At 34.9% G+C, this 16960-nt stretch carries 16 protein-coding genes; all 16 read right to left on the bottom strand.

Annotation, left to right across the window (positions count from 1 at the left end):
• Nucleotides 1–63: 63 nt before the first annotated feature.
• The 16 genes from kamC to CUL_RS0103850 all read right to left on the bottom strand — a co-directional run bounded on the left by kamC (nt 64) and on the right by CUL_RS0103850 (nt 16916).
• Nucleotides 64–1692, bottom strand: a complete 1629-nt coding sequence (gene kamC, locus CUL_RS0103925; RefSeq protein ID WP_025640555.1) for a lysine 5,6-aminomutase reactivase ATPase KamC — start codon at nt 1690–1692, stop codon at nt 64–66.
• The gene (kamB, locus tag CUL_RS0103920) at nt 1693–2733 is read right to left on the bottom strand and encodes a lysine 5,6-aminomutase reactivase subunit KamB (RefSeq protein ID WP_236616442.1); all 1041 of its coding nucleotides are present in this window, start codon (nt 2731–2733) and stop codon (nt 1693–1695) included.
• 29 nt (nt 2734–2762) lie between these two features.
• Nucleotides 2763–4013, bottom strand: a complete 1251-nt coding sequence (gene kamA / locus CUL_RS0103915) for a lysine 2,3-aminomutase (RefSeq protein WP_005582276.1) — start codon at nt 4011–4013, stop codon at nt 2763–2765.
• A 29-nt stretch (nt 4014–4042) separates the two neighbouring features.
• Nucleotides 4043–5080, bottom strand: a complete 1038-nt coding sequence (gene kdd, locus CUL_RS0103910) for an L-erythro-3,5-diaminohexanoate dehydrogenase (protein ID WP_005582275.1) — start codon at nt 5078–5080, stop codon at nt 4043–4045.
• A gap of 249 nt (nt 5081–5329) precedes the next feature.
• The gene (locus CUL_RS0103905; protein WP_025640553.1) at nt 5330–6706 is read right to left on the bottom strand and encodes a sigma-54 interaction domain-containing protein; all 1377 of its coding nucleotides are present in this window, start codon (nt 6704–6706) and stop codon (nt 5330–5332) included.
• A gap of 61 nt (nt 6707–6767) precedes the next feature.
• Nucleotides 6768–7574 carry a glutamate racemase gene (gene murI, locus CUL_RS0103900; RefSeq protein WP_025640552.1) on the bottom strand — a complete coding sequence of 269 codons (807 nt, stop codon included), beginning with the start codon at nt 7572–7574 and terminating at the stop codon, nt 6768–6770.
• 99 nt (nt 7575–7673) lie between these two features.
• Nucleotides 7674–9062, bottom strand: coding sequence for an aldehyde dehydrogenase family protein (locus CUL_RS0103895; RefSeq protein WP_025640551.1), 1389 nt, complete (start codon nt 9060–9062; stop codon nt 7674–7676).
• 29 nt (nt 9063–9091) lie between these two features.
• Entirely contained in the window at nt 9092–9880 is a 789-nt protein-coding gene (locus CUL_RS0103890) for a 5-deoxy-glucuronate isomerase (protein WP_025640550.1), read from the bottom strand.
• 65 nt (nt 9881–9945) lie between these two features.
• Nucleotides 9946–10776, bottom strand: a complete 831-nt coding sequence (locus CUL_RS0103885) for a class II fructose-bisphosphate aldolase (RefSeq protein WP_025640549.1) — start codon at nt 10774–10776, stop codon at nt 9946–9948.
• Between the two features lie 16 nt (nt 10777–10792).
• Nucleotides 10793–11785 carry a 5-dehydro-2-deoxygluconokinase gene (iolC, locus tag CUL_RS0103880; protein ID WP_025640548.1) on the bottom strand — a complete coding sequence of 331 codons (993 nt, stop codon included), beginning with the start codon at nt 11783–11785 and terminating at the stop codon, nt 10793–10795.
• 2 nt (nt 11786–11787) lie between these two features.
• On the bottom strand, nt 11788–12735 hold the full coding sequence (locus CUL_RS0103875) for a transketolase family protein (protein ID WP_025640547.1): 948 nt from the start codon (nt 12733–12735) through the stop codon (nt 11788–11790).
• 1 nt (nt 12736) lies between these two features.
• Nucleotides 12737–13552: a transketolase gene (locus tag CUL_RS0103870; RefSeq protein ID WP_025640546.1), complete on the bottom strand. Its 816-nt coding sequence runs from the start codon at nt 13550–13552 to the stop codon at nt 12737–12739.
• Nucleotides 13553–13570: 18 nt separating this feature from the next.
• A complete protein-coding gene (locus tag CUL_RS0103865; RefSeq protein ID WP_025640545.1) occupies nt 13571–14287 on the bottom strand; it encodes an ABC transporter ATP-binding protein in 717 nt (238 codons plus the stop codon).
• Nucleotides 14280–15041, bottom strand: coding sequence for an ABC transporter ATP-binding protein (locus CUL_RS0103860; RefSeq protein WP_035142795.1), 762 nt, complete (start codon nt 15039–15041; stop codon nt 14280–14282). Before CUL_RS0103860 ends, CUL_RS0103865 begins: the two co-directional genes overlap by 8 nt.
• A 1-nt stretch (nt 15042) precedes the next feature.
• On the bottom strand, nt 15043–16044 hold the full coding sequence (locus CUL_RS0103855; RefSeq protein WP_025640543.1) for a branched-chain amino acid ABC transporter permease: 1002 nt from the start codon (nt 16042–16044) through the stop codon (nt 15043–15045).
• 2 nt (nt 16045–16046) lie between these two features.
• Entirely contained in the window at nt 16047–16916 is an 870-nt protein-coding gene (locus CUL_RS0103850) for a branched-chain amino acid ABC transporter permease (RefSeq protein ID WP_025640542.1), read from the bottom strand.
• Between the last annotated feature and the right edge of the window lie 44 nt (nt 16917–16960).

The following is a 16960-nucleotide window of genomic DNA, read 5'->3' as shown; positions in this document are numbered from 1 at the left end:
TCTTTCAATGCACAATTCACAATTTTCTCGAAATCTGGACCCCAAAATTGTATATTGTTAAAGTTAGTCTTCTAAACTTTTTTCCGCTCTATGGATTATCCGTTGATCTAAGCCCATTATTCTAGCTATATTTAGGGCGTCTTTGGGGACTGGTTTTGTTTTATCTACGGTTCTTAGGCGATAGTCCATAAGCCTGTTTATTAAATCTATCTTCTCAAGTTGAATATTTTCTAATTCTTTTTTTAATTCTTCTAATTCCATATGGGATAGGCCTATTACTTGTAAATGGACTACTCTATCCATACTTCCAATATTATCATAATGGGTAGTAAGTAATGTTATGGAGTCTTTGTCCAATAGATATTCTACTACTGCTTTTGATATGGCATAGCCTTCTTCTGGGTTGGTGCCACTAGCTAATTCATCTATTAAAATCAATCCTTTATTCTCTGCCATTTCTATAGCCTCTTGGATCAATTTGATTTCCCCTCCAAAGGTACTCAATCCCTTGTCCGTAGATTGGAGGTCTCCTATGGAAGCTTTGATAAAATTGTTTAGCCCTAATATCATCTCCTTAGCTGGTACCAATAGGCCATATTGGGCCATGGCAGTCAATAGACCTACTAATTTTAGGCTGACGGTTTTCCCACCCATATTGGCTCCTGTAATACAGGTAACTCCTTCCTTAAGTTCTAAGGTTATGGGAGTATATTTTAAACCTATTTCCTTTAAGGATTCTTCTACCTTAGGATGTCTTCCTTCTACTAAAGCTATGGAATGGTCTTTAATAATTCTTGGTTTAACTCCATCTATTTCTACCCCAAAACTAGCCTTTCCCAGAATAAAATCTATCTTTCCAATGCTGGATATGTTTTTATAAAGGGCTTTGCTCTTTTTGCCTATTTCCTTAGAAAGATATTTCCTTATCTCCATTTCTTCTTTTTCTTCTTTATCTTTAAGAATTAAAACCTTTCTTTCCAATAGGTTTATTGTATCCGTTGGTTTTAGAGAATATTTAATATTCATATAGGTTTCCGATATATAGTTTAAATGGGGATAATCCTCCAGTTTTTCAATTAGTTCTACTCTATCCTTTGGAATGATTATAGAACCGTCTGGATTCAATTTTATATCCAATTCCTTTTGAATCTTTTCCTTTAAATTCTTTTTCTCCCTTTTTATTGCCCTTTCCCCTTCTCTCTTTTCTTCTCTAATGGATTTTAATTCTTCCGAATAGGCATCATATATATAGAAGGTGGAAATACCCGTAGATTCTGGGTCTAATAGTTTTTCTAAACTTTCTATTGGCTCTATTACCATATCTCCCCATAAAGGTGTCTGATTCGTAGTCAGGAATTCCTTTAAAGCTCTAATTAAAAAGAGGAAGTTCTTTATTTCAAACAATTCCACTTCTGAAAGAATTCCTCCTTCTCTAGCTCTATTTATAGAATTTCTTAGATCCTTTATGCCATGGAATATATTGTTTAACTCTCTCATAAAATTTTGATCCTTAGCATAGTTAGTATAGGTTTCTATCTTTTCTAATTCCTCTATTAATTTTTCTTCTTCGCCTATTAAAAAGGGTCTCATCCTATCTTTGTAGATTTTACCATAAGGGGTTTTTATATTTATCCTATTTAAAATATATTGAAAGTCTAAAGATTCCTCTGTGAATCCATCCATAAACTCCATTTATTCACCCCCTAGTACTAGATCTACCACAGGAATATCCTTTATATAGTATTTCGTTTTGTCTAATAGTTCTCTGGCTTCAAAATAATATCCTTGTGGTGCATAAGGGTTCAATGTAATTGCCACCAGATTTATTGGATTTACTACCTTTACCCTTACACCATATCTCATAAATCTTAGCCAATCCTTTGGTGGAATAAATATCTTAGTTCCATCGGCTACTACTATGTCTACCTTCTTATACTTATTGGTGGATCTAATAATATCCTCTATGGTGTTTTTTACCAAAGAGCCGGGGATCAATATATATTTTGAATTATCCTCTATATGATCCCCAATAATATGTCCACAATTTAATGCTGTTTTTATCCCAATGGGATGGGTCTTTGAATCCTTATCTATTATAGCAATGTCTCCCTTATTTAAAACCTCTTTCAGAATTTCCCTTTCCTTAGAATCTTCAATTTGTGGCAGATTGAAAAGGTTAACTATATGGATAGTTTCTTCTATAACCTTGTTCATGTCCCTACTTAATACGGCTCCAGTAGATAATATGGTGGCATCAGTTATAGAGGGGGCAGCGGAAGATCTTCGATCTATGGCTCCATCTATAATGACCATTTCCGCTCCTAATTTTAACATTAAACTTGCCACTTCTTTTATTTCAGCCGTAGTCTGAGGTCCTGATATTTGAATGTATCCGCTGTCCTTCACTCTACCTATGAGTATTTCTCCTAAGGGGGTCCTATATTCGGTTATATTCATTATTTCTACAGTAGCATCGCCTAAGGATAATAATTCGGTTGTGGTAGCGATTATGGTTCCTTCTTCTGCAAATATTTTAGGCTTTTCCGTTTCTGTAACTAAATCTAAGGATTCTCCATCCCTTCCAGTGGAAACAATGCCTAATTTTATATCTTCATCTATAGCCTCGTGAATTAAATGGTTTAATGCTACGGTTTTACCGCTATTTTTAGCCATGCCGACTATGGATATTATTTTGTATTTGTTGTAGATATGTTTTAACAGCAATTGATCCACTCCTTTATTTAATTGGCAATTATCAATCCTCAATTGTTACGCTGTTTTCTCTCTAAATTACTTGGTGCCATAGATTTTACTTCTGGGCCTTGGAGTAGTTCTGCTACGCCAGTTATATGGCCTTCTCTTTCTCCTTTGCATACGGGGCAATTACATGGTTCTTCTACCATTTGGGGTTCTGTATAGGTGGTAATAACACCTTCATAGTTTCTTAATACTACTTTGGTTGGGGACTGACTTATAACGTATTGAGGCATGATTGGAGTCTTTCCACCGCCACCTGGTGCATCTAGTACAAAGGTTGGAACTGCAAAGCCTGAAGTATGGCCCCTTAAAGCTTCTATTATCTCTATACCCTTAGATACCTTAGTTCTAAAATGTTCTATTCCCATAGATAGGTCACATTGGTAGATATAATATGGTCTAATTCTCATCATAACCAATTTATGGACTAATTCCTTCATTATATTAGGACAATCATTGACTCCCCTCAATAGTACCGATTGATTTCCTAGTGGAATACCTGCATCTGCCATTTTATTGGCTGCTTCTATTGAAGTTTCTGTGACCTCCTTTGGATGATTGAAATGGGTATTTAACCAGATTGGATGATATTTTTTAAGCATATTGACTAAATTATCGGTAATTCTCATAGGCATAACTACAGGGGCTCTAGTACCTATTCTAATTATTTCTACATGGGGAATTGCCCTTAATTCCTTTATAATATATTCTAACCTTTCGTCAGATACCAATAATGCATCTCCACCGGATAATAGAACGTCTCTTACTTGAGGAGTGTTTCTAATATATTCTATACCTTTGTCTATTCTATCTTTTGGTGCTCCGGAATCCTTTTGTCCTGCAAATCTCCTTCTAGTACAATGTCTACAGTACATAGAACATTGGTCTGTTATTAGGAACAATACTCTATCTGGATACCTATGAGTAATGCCTGGTACTGGAGAATCTTCGTCTTCTGCCAATGGGTCTTCCATATCTGCTATACTTTCGTGAGTTTCCATTATGGTAGGTACTGCTTGTTTTCGGATAGGACAATCAGGGTCCTTTGGGTCCATTAAAGAAGCATAATATGGTGTAATACCCATTCTAAACTTATTCAATACTTCCCCTATTTCCTTCTCTTCTTTTTCAGTAATATTGATTATCTTCTTCAAAGTTTCCACATCGGTAATCCTATTTCTAACCTGCCACTGCCAATCATGCCATTCCTCTTCAGTAACATCTTTCCATAATTCAATATCTTTAAAAGATCTCACAATAAAACCTCCCTCTTTTTATCAATGGACTAAGCGTATAACTCTTCGAAGATCCTTCTTAACTCTTTAGACTCTCTCATCAGTTCTAAGGATATGGCTGCGTGGTCTTTGGTATAGCCGTTTCCTATTATCATGGTTATGTCTTTTCCTACTCCTTCTGCTCCTAGGGCAGCTTTTGTAAAGCTGGTTGCCATACTAAAGAAATATACAATACCTCCGTCTTTTGCCAGCAATATACTGGACATTTCTGTGTTTGGAATGTTTACTGAGTTTATGACTATATCTGCCATTTCCCCATTAGTTACTTCACTAACCTTTTCCATCAATTCTACCGCATTAGTAGCGTTTGCCTTTATGTAGACATCGGCTAAGTTGGCATTTTTAACTCTTTCTATGGTTTTATCTCTAGAACCTATACATATTACCTTTCCTGTTACTCCAGCTCTTTTCTTGGCTTCATATAAGCAGAGCATTCCAGATTTTCCTGTTCCACCTATCACTACTACTGTGTCCCCTGGTTTTACCAATTTAGCTGTTTGAGCTGGTGCCCCTGCTACATCTAGTACGGATAATGCTAAGTTTTCTGGTAGATCGTCAGGCAATACTGCATATATTCCAGATTCAAATAATATGGCCTTTCCCTTAATATCTACTTGATCGACTTCAGGCCTTATTTCTAAGAATTCATCTATTCTAAGTGGAGTTAATGATAAAGATACTAAAGTGGCAATTTTATCTCCTACCTTTAAATCAGTCTTTCCTTCTAATGCAGGACCAATCTTTTCTATAGTGCCTATTAACATACCACCAGAGCCAGTAACTGGATTTTGATGTTTGCCTCTTTCAGCTACTATGCCTTTCATAATCTTTTTTATCTCTTCAGTATCTCCCTTTGCTTGTTCCTTTATTTGAGTAAAACTAGCTGAATCTACGTTTAAAGTTTGTACATCAATTAATATTTCGTTGTCATAAATTGCCATATCATTATCAATTTTTAATGCAGGTTGTGGTAGCACTCCTTTTGGTTCAATAACCCTATGGGTACCATATGGACATCCTTTTTTCATACAATCCCTCCTTAAAATTTTATCGCCATCTATTATATAATGCAAAATTTGTGCCAATTTTCACAATGATTAGAATGGGTAAATTTGAAGGTTATATGATGAGGATTAATTAGGTTTGAAAGGTTTGTGCCGAATATTGGGCAAAAAGGTTCTCTTATCGGTAGCTCTCCAGACACTCCCAACCTATGCCGCCACTTTGTTATGGCAGAAATTAAGGTTGCCTGGCACCGATAAGGGAGCTTATTATTATTATTTTAGATTATATTTGGATATTTTGTATTGGAGAGTCTGTCGAGGAATGTTGAGTAATTCCGCAGTATAGCTAATATTGTATTCTGCTTCTTCTAAGGCTTCTTCTATTAATTCTTTTTCTATTTCCTCTAAGGTGTCTTTTAAGGATAAGCTTTCTTCTCGTTGTCTACTCTTTTTGAATTTTGTCGGCAAATATTCTACATCTATAATCTCTATATCGTATATGCTTATAATGCCCTCTATTAGATTTTCCAATTCCCTTACATTTCCTTCCCAAGGATTGGACATGAATATTTCCATTACCTCTTTGGATACTCCTTTTACCGATTTACCTAATTTTTTATTCATTTTATCTATAAAATGTTGAGTCAATATGGGAATATCATCTCTTCTTTCTTTTAATGGAGGGATATTTAAGCCTATTACGTTTAGCCTATAATATAGATCTTTTCTCAATAATTTCTGTTTTACCGCTTCTTCTGGAGGTATATTGGTGGCGGTAATTATCCTTACATCTACATTGATACTTCTAGTTTCACCTACGGGCCTAAAACTGCCATCTTGTAAAACTCGCAATAGTTTAGATTGTAATTCTAAAGGCATGGAATTTATCTCATCTAGGAATAATGTGCCTTCATGGGCTAGTTCGAATAACCCTTGTCTATCCTCCGCCCCAGTAAATCCTCCCTTTACCGTTCCAAAGAGGATCCCTTCTAATAGATTGGCGGGTAAAGCAGCACAGTTTTGGGTAATAAATGGTTTATTTCTCCTTTTACTTGCATTGTGTATAGCATGGACAAACAATTCTTTTCCCGTACCTGTATCCCCATATATTAGGACTGGTGCATAGCTGTCAGCTGCCTTTAAAGCTATCTGTTTAAGCTTTAGCATATTTTTATTTTGACCTATAATATCTAGAAAGGTATATTTGGCAGTTTCTTCTTTTTTGTTATTCCCTTTAGAATTGCTATATAGTTTACTCTGAAGGTCTACGATCTTTTCAGACATCCTTCTTACTTGGGTTATATCTTTGGATATTTCTAAAGCTCCTAATATTTTTCCATTGGTCTTTATAGGTATGGAAGAGTTGATAGTAGTTATCTTCTCTCCCTTATAGTTTATAAAGGTCTGCTCTTTTTTAAGTATGGGTTTCCCAGTTTTTATTACCGTCAAAAGGGTAGAGGTTTCATAGCTTAAGGATGGATATACTTCCAGCAGATGGCGTCCTACTGCCTTGTCCCTATCTATGCCATCTATCTTTTGAGCAAATAGGTTATAATAAACTATTTTGCCGTTTTTGTCTATAATATGGATACCTTCCTCTATATGGTCTAATATTTCCAAAATATTTTCTCTAAAAAATAGGTCTTTCATGAGAATCCCCTTCCTGCTGAATTTTAGGCATACGAAGCCAAATTATAGGCACTAAATGTGCCTATAGATTTTCAATATTTACCTTCTGAACTGAAGCAATTTCCCTTCTCAGTATATTGCCTCCAATTCTTTTAAACTTTTCAGGATCATCACTTACGTAATAATCACATTTTCCTCCATCTAATCTATTGGATAATAGTTTTTTCTCCTTTAGCATTATCTTACCGGCCTTAGCCGTTTCATAGGCTGGATTGACCATGGTCACCTTATCTCCTAATACCTTGTTAATGGTATAACGAAGGGCTGGATAATGGGTGCAACCAAGAACTAAAGAATCTATATTATGTTCTTTTAATTCTAGCAGGTATTTTTTTGCTGTAATAAATGCCACATCTGTATTTTCCCATCCTTCTTCCACTATGGGAACAAATAAGGGGCAGGGTATACCTATAATTTCTGCTGAAGGTAACATCTTTCTTATTTTCCTTTGATAGGATTGACTGTTAATAGTCCCTTCTGTACCTATTACTCCAATTACCGAATTCTTAGTAGCGGAAACGGCAGCTTTAGCTCCCGGTTCAATAACTCCTAATATGGGGATATCGAAAACCTTTTGGGCTTCTTCCATAGCTAAGGCGGAAGCCGTGTTACAAGCCACTACTATAGCCTTTATTTCTTTTGTAAGTAAAAATCTTACGGATTGGAAAAAATATTTTATTACCGTTTCCTTTGAACGGGTTCCATAGGGAATTCTAGCTGTATCTCCAAAATATACTATATCTTCTCCTGGCAATTGTTCCATTATTTCTTTCAATACTGTTAAACCACCAATTCCTGAGTCAAATACTCCAATTGGTCTGTCATCCATAAAAAAACCCCCTTCTATTATATTTTATTAATATTAGGGGGTTTTTTCAATCTTTTTTTTAATTTAGAAAATTACCTAAAACACTAAATACAATCTAAGTTATTCCTTCATTATATCACCAAATAGTTCTTCATCAGTAGGTTGAGTATTTGCTATTGGATAAGATACCCAAGTAGTATTTAGTAGATGTTTCCAAGTTATATTTTCATTTGAGATATTTCCTCCCCATACTCCACAGCCAAGGCTTAAGGTCATTGGCATTCCATTGGTCCAAGCTCCACTATTAGCTAAGCATTGGGGTTGTCTTACCATTACACGACTTGTATAAGTTTTTAGTGCGAAGTCTACTATATGGTCTTCATTGGTTGAGTGAATTCCACAGGAATGTCCTTTCCCTTGGTACTCTGTAATTTCGTTTACTTTATTTATGGCGTCTTCAAATCCTTTATATTTAAATAGGGTTACTACCATAGAAAGTTTCTCTCCTGAGAATGGATATTCAGGTCCTACTTTTGTTTCCTCTACCATTATAAATTTCTTATCTTTTGGTAACTCGATTCCACCTACTTTTGCTATTTTTTCTACAGGCTGAGCTACTATTTCTCTATTTAATACTCCATCTATCCACATTTTGGACTGTAATTTTTCTTTTTCTTCACTGTCTAATAGATATCCACCTTCATCTTCTAATGCTTTGACTAACTCATCGTATATATCTTCTTGAATTACTAATGAGTTTTCTGCTGAACAGCTTGTTGCAAAATCAAAGGTTTTACTTCTCATTATCTTGTTGGCTGCGTCTTTTATATCTGCAGTTTCATCTACTACAACTACTGCGTTTCCTACTCCCACTCCATAGGCTGGGGTTCCTGATGAGTAGGCTGCTTTAACCATTCCGCCTCCACCTGTTGCTAATACTAAGTCTGATTGTCTCATCAATTCTTGTGTTATTCCTAATGTTGGATCTTCTATTCCTATTATCAAATCTTCTGGTACATTATATCTTTTTAGTACTTCTCTCATTATATTGACTATCATAGTATTTGTCTTTTTTGCTCTTGGATGAGGTGACATTACTACAGCATTTCTAGTTTTTATTGCCATTATAGCTTTAAGTACTGGAGTTGCTTCAGGGTTAGTGGTTGGAATTACTGCCCCTATTACTCCAACTGGTTTAGCTATTTTCATTAATCCTTTTTCTTCATCTCTTTCAATTATGCCCATGCTTTTTTTGCCCTTCATATCTCTTAAGGCACCTTTAAGTTTTGTCATTAGTTTTGTATACTTGGAATCATAATTTCCAAGTTCTGTTTCTTCTACAGCTAGTTTTGATATCTCTTCAATAGTTCCCGGTTTAACTATATTCCATACAATGGCTGTTACCAAATGATCTACTCTCTCTTGATCGTAACTTTCAGCAATCTTTTGAGCCTTTCTTGCCCTTTCAATTAATCCATTTACATATTTTTGTTCTTCTAATGTTGCCATTTATATCAACTCCCTAATTTATTATTGTCTTATTTTTCTGGCCAAATCTTTACATCAGGATCTAATAACCATTTATGTTCTTCTTCATCAATCCTATCCGTCCAAGGATCTCCATCCAAATGCCTAATCATCCAACAGTAATACATTCCATAACCGGGGGCTGTTACCTGTGGATGAGATAATCCACCTGGTATTGCTGCCATACTATTATGAGTTACTTTAAATACATCGTCTCCTATGAAACAAGCTCCAAAACCTTGAGGTTTTGTAAATCGGTAGAAATATATTTCTGGTTGTGGGTGGTGATGTGGTATATAGCTAGACCATTTTCCGGGAGTGTTTATAACCTCACCCATTACTAAATTTGAATATGGAGCATTGTTATAATCAAATATAGTTCTTACCATTCTTCTAGATGTATTTCCCCATACACCATCTCCAAAGATTTCAGTTCCACAATCCTTTGGAGTATATAATTTTGATTGAAAATCCTTATCGTTGTCAGTTTTTTGTATTAAAATCTCTGATTCAGTTTCTCCCTTAATTTTTACTTTTATTTGTCTTGGTACATGTAAGCACCAAGGTTCTTCATCGAATAGAGATTTTCTCTTCATAGTTTCTTTATTATTTAGCCACTCCATAGTAACTTTGCCATCTAAAAGTAAAATGGCTGTTTCCTTATTATTATCTTCTAAATCTATCTGTTCTCCCTTTTTCAATTTATAAATTCCCACATCCATTAACATATTGCTATGTTTCCCATCCATTTCAGCTAAGCTATTGTAGCCAAAACCAATACTTTCAAATCTTGCGAACATAACTTATTCCTCCTAATACTTTAACCTTGTATAACTACCAACCAAGTAGTTTAATCTTGTATAACTTACCAACCAAGTAGCTTGACCTTGTTAATTGCAGCTTTTTTTACTTCTTCCATAGGTCTTTTGAACAGTTTTATTCTGTCAAATACTTCTGGATTGTTTTCCATTTCTTTTCGTAAAGTGTTTGCAAAAGCCATTCTAAGGGCTGTACCAATATTTACTTTGCCTACTCTGTATTTCGTAAGCTTCTGTAAGTCTTCATCTTTTACCCCTGTAGAACCATGGATGACTATAGGAGTATCTATTAGTTTTGTAATTTTTTCTAATCTATCATACTGTATTTTAGCTTCTTGAACTTGCATACGATGTATGGTTCCAATAGCCACTGCCAATGCATGGACTTTAGTTTCCTTGGCGAAGTATTCTGCCTCATTCGGTTCAGTATATATACTTTTTACATCTAAATTTTTATCACTATATGCTACTGAGCCTATTTCTGCTTCTACGGAAATGTCACAGGCATTAGCTAATTTAACTACTTCTTTCGTATTCTTTATGTTTTCCTCTAATGGTAATTGAGAACCATCATACATTACAGAGGTATATCCTGCCTTTATAGCCCTAGCTATTAAATAGTAATCCTTGGCATGATCTAAATGGATGCATACAGGAACTGTAGCATTTTTAGCCATTGCTCCAAATAGTTTTGCATAATATTCAACATCCATAAACTCTCTCGCATCTTTATTAGTCATAAGTATAACTGGAGCGTTGCATTCTTCTGCTGCTTCTATTACCGCCTTAGCATCTTCGTATCCAAATACGTTGAAGGCTGCCACTGATCTATTATTCTTAACGGCGTCTTTTAAAATCTCCTTCATATTTACTAACATAGAAACACCTCTTTTTTTATTTACCATAATTTTTAATAAAGCTCTTGATTTCATCTATTGTAGGCATAGCATCTGAACAGCTATGGCTTGATACTACTATTGCTGCAGAAGCTGCTCCTAATTCCATAGATTCTTCTATACTAAGTCCATGCATAAGCCCATAGATAAATGCTCCTGCATAGGAATCTCCTGCACCAAATGTCTTTACCGGAATTACTGGAAATACTGCACCGGTTATTGCTTCTCCTTCTTTTGTATAGGCAATGGAGCCTTCTTTTCCATGTTTTATTACTACTATCTTTGCATTATAATCAAACCATTTTTTAGCCGTAACGTAATCATCTTTATTTTCTGGATTAGTTAGCATCTCCATCATATCGAACTCTTCCCTTGTACCGATTATTACATCACATTTTTCTGCTGCTAAATTATAATATATGGAAGTCTCCTCTATTGATTTCCATGTGTAGGGCCTATAATCTATATCGAAAAACACCATGGTATTATGCTTTCTTGCAAATTCTAAACAAGCAAATACGGCTTCTCTTGAGGGGCTAGCTGCTAAAGCTGTTCCAGATATTAGTAATACTTTTGAATTTTTAATATATTCTTCATTTATGTCATTAACTTCTACTTTTAAGTCCACTGCATTATCTCGATACATAGTTATACTACAGTCTCCTGGTGATTTCACCTCTAAAAATGCTAGTCCAGTTTTTGCTCCTGATTTATCTACTACCACATTAGAAGTATCTATATTTCTACTTTTCAGATAGTTTGTGACAAATCTACCTAAGGGATCATCTGCTACCCGCCCTATGAAACCAGTCTTCATCCCTAAAGCTGCTAAAGCAACTGTAATATTTGCTGGTGAACCTCCTAAATACTTAGTAAAAGTTGTTGATTCTTCCATAGGCATATTTATTTCATTTGGGTTTAAATCCACTGCTGCTCTACCTATGGCTACAAAATCCATATCTCCATTTTCTTTAAATTTTAAGTTATTCATTTTTACTCCTTTCTATCACATTTTGAATTTATAAAACCTTTAATATCTTCTAATATGCTATCTTCATCTAATCTATAATGCCTGAATAATTCTTCTGGTTTTCCAGATTGACCGAATTTATCCTGTATTCCAAGTTTTTTAATTGGATGAGATCCATATTTTATTAATACTTCTGCTACTGCATCTCCTAGCCCACCTATTACTGAATGTTCTTCAAGGGTAACTATTGCTTTACAGTTATTGGCATATTTTTTAATTATATTCTTGTCTATAGGCTTAATAGTATGAAGATTAACCACTGCTACGCTAATATTATCTTCTTTTAATCTTTCAGCTACATTCAAAGCTTTATGAACCATTAAACCACAGGTAAAGATCACCAGATCATCACCATCTTTTAAAACATTCCCTTTTCCTATTTCAAAAGGCATATCTTTTAGTACTGGTGAAGGCATTCTTGCTAACCTTATATAAACGGGTCCATCAAAGGATGCTGCTGCAAATACCGCCTTATAAGTTTCGATGAAATCACTTGGACATATGATTGTCATGCCTGGGATTACTCTCATAAGGGCAATATCTTCTATAGCTTGATGGCTTCCTCCATCTTCACCTAAGTTTATGCCAGAGTGGGACATAGCTAGTTTTACATTGGAATGAGGATACCCTATTGAGTTTCTTACCTGTTCATAGGCTCTACCCGTTCCGAAAATTGCAAAAGTGCTAACAAATGGTATGAATCCCATTTCTGACAACCCTACTGCCATTCCTGTCATATTTGCTTCAGCAATTCCTGCATTAAAAAACCTGCCTGGAAATTTCTTTTCAAAGATATTCGTCATGGTAGCACCAGATAAATCAGCGTTCAATGCAACAACTTTGTCATTAACTTCGCCTAATTTAGCCAAAGCTTCTCCAAAAGCTACCCTAGTAGCTACTAGTTTAGACATACTAACCCTCCCATCCTAATTCATCCAAAGCCATTTTTAATTCCTCATCATTTAAAGCTTTTCCGTGCCAGCCAACTTGGTTTTCCATAAAAGATACTCCTTTACCCTTTATGGTATGGGCTATAATGCATTTTGGTTTTCCTTTCACTTCTACATCTAGCGCCTCTAATATTTCCCTTATATCGTTTCCATCTTCTACTTCAATTACTTCAAACCCAAAAGCTTTGTATTTAGATGCTATATTCCCTACATCCATTACTTCTTCTGTTGAACCATCTATTTGTAAACGATTATTGTCTATTATTACTGTTAAGTTATCTAACTTATAATGTGCTGCAGCCATAGCTGCCTCCCACACTTGTCCTTCTTGTAGCTCTCCGTCTCCAAGAACCGTATATACTTTAACATCGTTATTTAATATCTTTGCCCCTAGAGCCATGCCTGTTGCAATTGAAACTCCTTGTCCAAGGGACCCAGTAGATGCATCAACTCCTTTAAGTTTCTTTTTATCAGGGTGTCCTTGAAGAGGACTGTTAAAAGCCCTAAAGGTATCTAATATGTCTTTTGAAAAATATCCTTTATCGGCAAGAACTGCATAGAGAGCTGGAGCAGCATGTCCTTTGGATAATACAAATCTATCCCTTGAGTTGTCATAGGGGTTTTCGGGATTAATCCTCATCTTTTGATAGTATAAGGCTATAATAATCTCCATCATGGATAAGGAACCTCCAGGATGACCAGAGCTAGCTTTATTTATCATCTTTAAAACAGTTCCTCTTAATTCTTTGCATTTTCCCTCCAAAATTTTTATCTCCATTAAACTACCTCCTACCTTTTATGATGCTCCGAGATAACTGTCTTTTATCTTCTCGTTCCTCATCAAGTTTTGGGCTGAATCCTTTAATACTATTTCTCCTGTTTCGATTACGTATCCCCTATCTGCTATTTGAAGAGCAGCATGCGAATTTTGTTCAACAAGTAAAACTGGCGTACCATCTTTGTTGATCTGTTTTATTATTTCAAAAATCCCTTGAATTATTATAGGGGCTAGCCCTAAAGATGGTTCATCCATCATGATTAACTTAGGCCTTTGCATTAAAGCACGACCTACTGCTAACATCTGCTGTTCTCCACCTGAAAGGGTACCTGCTCTCTGTTTTTCTCTTTCTAAAAGTCTAGGGAACAAATTATATACATAATCTAAATCTTCTTTAACTTTTGAGTCTTTTCTTAAATAACTGCCCATGTCTAGGTTTTCCCTAACAGTTAAATTTCCAAATATATGTCTCCCTTCTAAACATTGAGCAATACCTAAAGATGCTATTTTATGTGGTTTAAGTCCATCAATTCTTTCTCCCATAAACCTAATTTCTCCCGATGTTATATTGCCAATTAATCCAGATATAGATCTAAGTGTCGTAGTTTTTCCTGCACCATTACCACCTATTAAAGTTACTATCTCGCCTTCATAAACATCTAAGGATATTCCTTTTAGAGCATGGATTTCACCATAGTGAAAATTAAGATCTTTAACTTCTAAAAGTTTAGTCATTTAAGTCACCTCCTAAATAGGCTTCTATAACGTCTGGATGAGATTGTATATATGCCGGTTCTCCCAAAGCAATTTTCTTACCATAGTTTAATACACATATAATATCAGTTACATTCATAACTAATTTCATATCATGTTCTACTAAAAGCACAGTTATGCCTCTTTCATTTATTTTCCTTATGGTTTCACTTAACTCTTCCTTTTCCCTTCCATTCATACCAGCTGCTGGCTCATCTAGTAGAATTAGTTGAGGATCCGATGCTAAGGCACGAGATATTTCAAGTCTTCTTTGTTCACCATAAGAAAGGTTACTGGCTTTATAGTAAGCTTTATCTTTTAAATCCATAAATTCTAAAATCTCAAGACTTTTTTCTTCTATTAGTTTTTCTTCCTTTTTCTGATTTTTAGTTCTAAGGATTGCATCAAAAAGTCCTGCATTACTAATTGAGTGACATCCTACCTTTACATTTTCCAGAACACTCATTTTCTTGAATAGATTAATATTTTGATAGGTGCGTGAAATACCAAGTTGATTTATCTTATAGGGAGCAGTACCTTGAATTTCTTTCCCATTAAATATTACACTTCCACTAGTAGGTGCATATACTCCACTTATTATATTAAATAATGTAGTCTTACCAGCACCATTAGGTCCAATAAGCCCAAAGATAGAACCTTTGGCTATTTCTGCACTTACTTGATTTACTGCTGTAAGACCCCCGAATTTAATTGTTACATCATTCAATTTCAGCATACTAATCTACCTTCTTTCTAAATCGTCTTGCTACAATTTGCTTAATATTATCAAAAATTCCTACTACACCATTTGGTAGATAGAATAATACTGCTAATATAAACAATGCATAAATAAGCATTTGATAACTTACAAAACTTTGCATAATTTCTGTTATTACTACTAGGATAGCTGCTCCTATAGTTGGTCCAACTAATGAAGCAATACCCCCAAACAATAGCATTGTCATAAATATATTAGATTGGGCATTTGTAAAACTATCAGGACTTATAAACCCTACTAAGTGTGCATAAAAAGCTCCCGCCAATCCTGTTAAAAATGCACTAATTGCAAAAGCCATAATTTTATAATATCTGACATTTATCCCCATACCTGCTGCTGCGTGTGGATTTTCTCTAATAGCAATAAAAGCCCTTCCAACCCTTGAATTTATAAGTCTCTTTTTCCCAAGTAGTACAAGAAGTACTATTGCTAAAAATAGAAAAAAATAACTTTGATTGCTGCTAAAGGTATAACCAAATATTTTTAAATTAGGAATTCCTATAATTCCAGAAAATCCGTTAGTTAGCTTGTCTGTTACAGATATAAACATATATACCATTTGTCCAAAAGCTATGGTTAAAAGCGATAAAAAATGTTTCACTAATTTAGAGGCTGGAAATGCTATTATTATCCCAAATAACATAGCCAATAAAGCACCTAGGATGATTGTAAAAAAGACTGGTATTCCAACCTTTAAGGATAAAAGAGTGGATGTATAGGCTCCTATGGCGTAATATGCAGCATGTCCAAAGGATACTTGTCCAGTATAGCCAAATAATATATCTAATCCACTAACAGCAATAGAATTTATACAAATAAAACATAATATCAATGCAAGATACCTTTCACGAAGCATATAGGCTATTATTGCAGATATTATAAAAAGTGTTATAATTAAAAACCTTTTTTCTTTAATAGTATTTATAATAGTTTTTCGTCTATTAACGTTAATGCTTTCCATTTCTATTCCATTACCTCCTCTCTAAACAATCCCGTTGGCATAAATATCATTACGATTATTAAAATTCCAAAGGATATAAAGTCTTTATAGCTAGATGTCAAATATGCCGATACAAAAGTTTCAACAAAGCCAAAAAACATTCCACCAATTATTGCACCATACATATTTCCATATCCACCAACAACAGCTCCTGCAAAGGCCTTCTGCCCTATCATTGCTCCCATAGATGTATATACGCCAAAAATAGGTCCTATCACAACTCCAATACCTCCTGCAAGCATAGATGCAATTCCCCAAGCAGCTCCTTTAGTTGCTGGAACGTTTATACCTAAAGCGCTAGCAGCTAATTCATCTTGAGCAGCTGCTCTCATGGAAGTACCAAATTTCGATTTAGTCATAAATAGGTGTAGTGCTAACATACAGAATATGCCTACCCCAAGAGCTAGCAAGTTTTCAGGTATAATTTCATATCCAAATATATTAACAGTATTAGTTTTAAATACCGATGGAAATTGCATAACATTACTTCCCCATGTAAGCATTGCTCCATTTTGAAGTATCATAGAAATAGATATGGTACATAGAATTACATAAACTGTTTGTGCACCCTTCGCAAGTAATTTTGTAACTAGTATTCTTTCTATAAACATTCCTAGCATGAACATAATAAACATAGTTAATAACAGGGATACAATGAAGGGTAACCCTAAATATTTATAAAAGGTCATCCCTAGGAATGCCCCTATCATCAACATATCACCTTGTGCCAATGACATGAGACCTGATGCTTTATATATTAATCCATAGCCAAGACCCACTAAGCCATAAACACTTCCTATCATCAATGCCCCAATTATTAATTGAATAAGCATGTCTTTACCTCCATTCCTTTCAAAATTTCCACTCCAATTAATTA

This window comes from [Clostridium] ultunense DSM 10521 (assembly GCF_000511955.1).
In the GTDB taxonomy this organism is placed as follows: Bacteria; Bacillota; Clostridia; order Tissierellales; family Tepidimicrobiaceae; genus Schnuerera; species Schnuerera ultunensis.
Note: the sequence above shows the minus strand (reverse complement) of the source record. Positions and strands in the feature narration are given on the sequence as shown.

Excerpts from the sequence above, each read along its gene's own strand:
- kamC (WP_025640555.1), bottom strand. The coding sequence starts at position 1,692 with ATGGAGTTTATGGATGGATTCACAGAGGAATCTTTAGACTTTCAATAT.
- kdd (WP_005582275.1), bottom strand. The coding sequence starts at position 5,080 with ATGAAAAAAGGATGTCCATATGGTACCCATAGGGTTATTGAACCAAAA.
- CUL_RS0103905 (WP_025640553.1), bottom strand. The coding sequence starts at position 6,706 with ATGAAAGACCTATTTTTTAGAGAAAATATTTTGGAAATATTAGACCAT.
- murI (WP_025640552.1), bottom strand. The coding sequence starts at position 7,574 with ATGGATGACAGACCAATTGGAGTATTTGACTCAGGAATTGGTGGTTTA.
- CUL_RS0103895 (WP_025640551.1), bottom strand. The coding sequence starts at position 9,062 with ATGGCAACATTAGAAGAACAAAAATATGTAAATGGATTAATTGAAAGG.
- CUL_RS0103890 (WP_025640550.1), bottom strand. The coding sequence starts at position 9,880 with ATGTTCGCAAGATTTGAAAGTATTGGTTTTGGCTACAATAGCTTAGCT.
- CUL_RS0103885 (WP_025640549.1), bottom strand. The coding sequence starts at position 10,776 with ATGTTAGTAAATATGAAGGAGATTTTAAAAGACGCCGTTAAGAATAAT.
- iolC (WP_025640548.1), bottom strand. The coding sequence starts at position 11,785 with ATGAATAACTTAAAATTTAAAGAAAATGGAGATATGGATTTTGTAGCC.
- CUL_RS0103875 (WP_025640547.1), bottom strand. The coding sequence starts at position 12,735 with ATGTCTAAACTAGTAGCTACTAGGGTAGCTTTTGGAGAAGCTTTGGCT.
- CUL_RS0103870 (WP_025640546.1), bottom strand. The coding sequence starts at position 13,552 with ATGGAGATAAAAATTTTGGAGGGAAAATGCAAAGAATTAAGAGGAACT.
- CUL_RS0103865 (WP_025640545.1), bottom strand. The coding sequence starts at position 14,287 with ATGACTAAACTTTTAGAAGTTAAAGATCTTAATTTTCACTATGGTGAA.
- CUL_RS0103860 (WP_035142795.1), bottom strand. The coding sequence starts at position 15,041 with ATGCTGAAATTGAATGATGTAACAATTAAATTCGGGGGTCTTACAGCA.
- CUL_RS0103855 (WP_025640543.1), bottom strand. The coding sequence starts at position 16,044 with ATGGAAAGCATTAACGTTAATAGACGAAAAACTATTATAAATACTATT.
- CUL_RS0103850 (WP_025640542.1), bottom strand. The coding sequence starts at position 16,916 with ATGCTTATTCAATTAATAATTGGGGCATTGATGATAGGAAGTGTTTAT.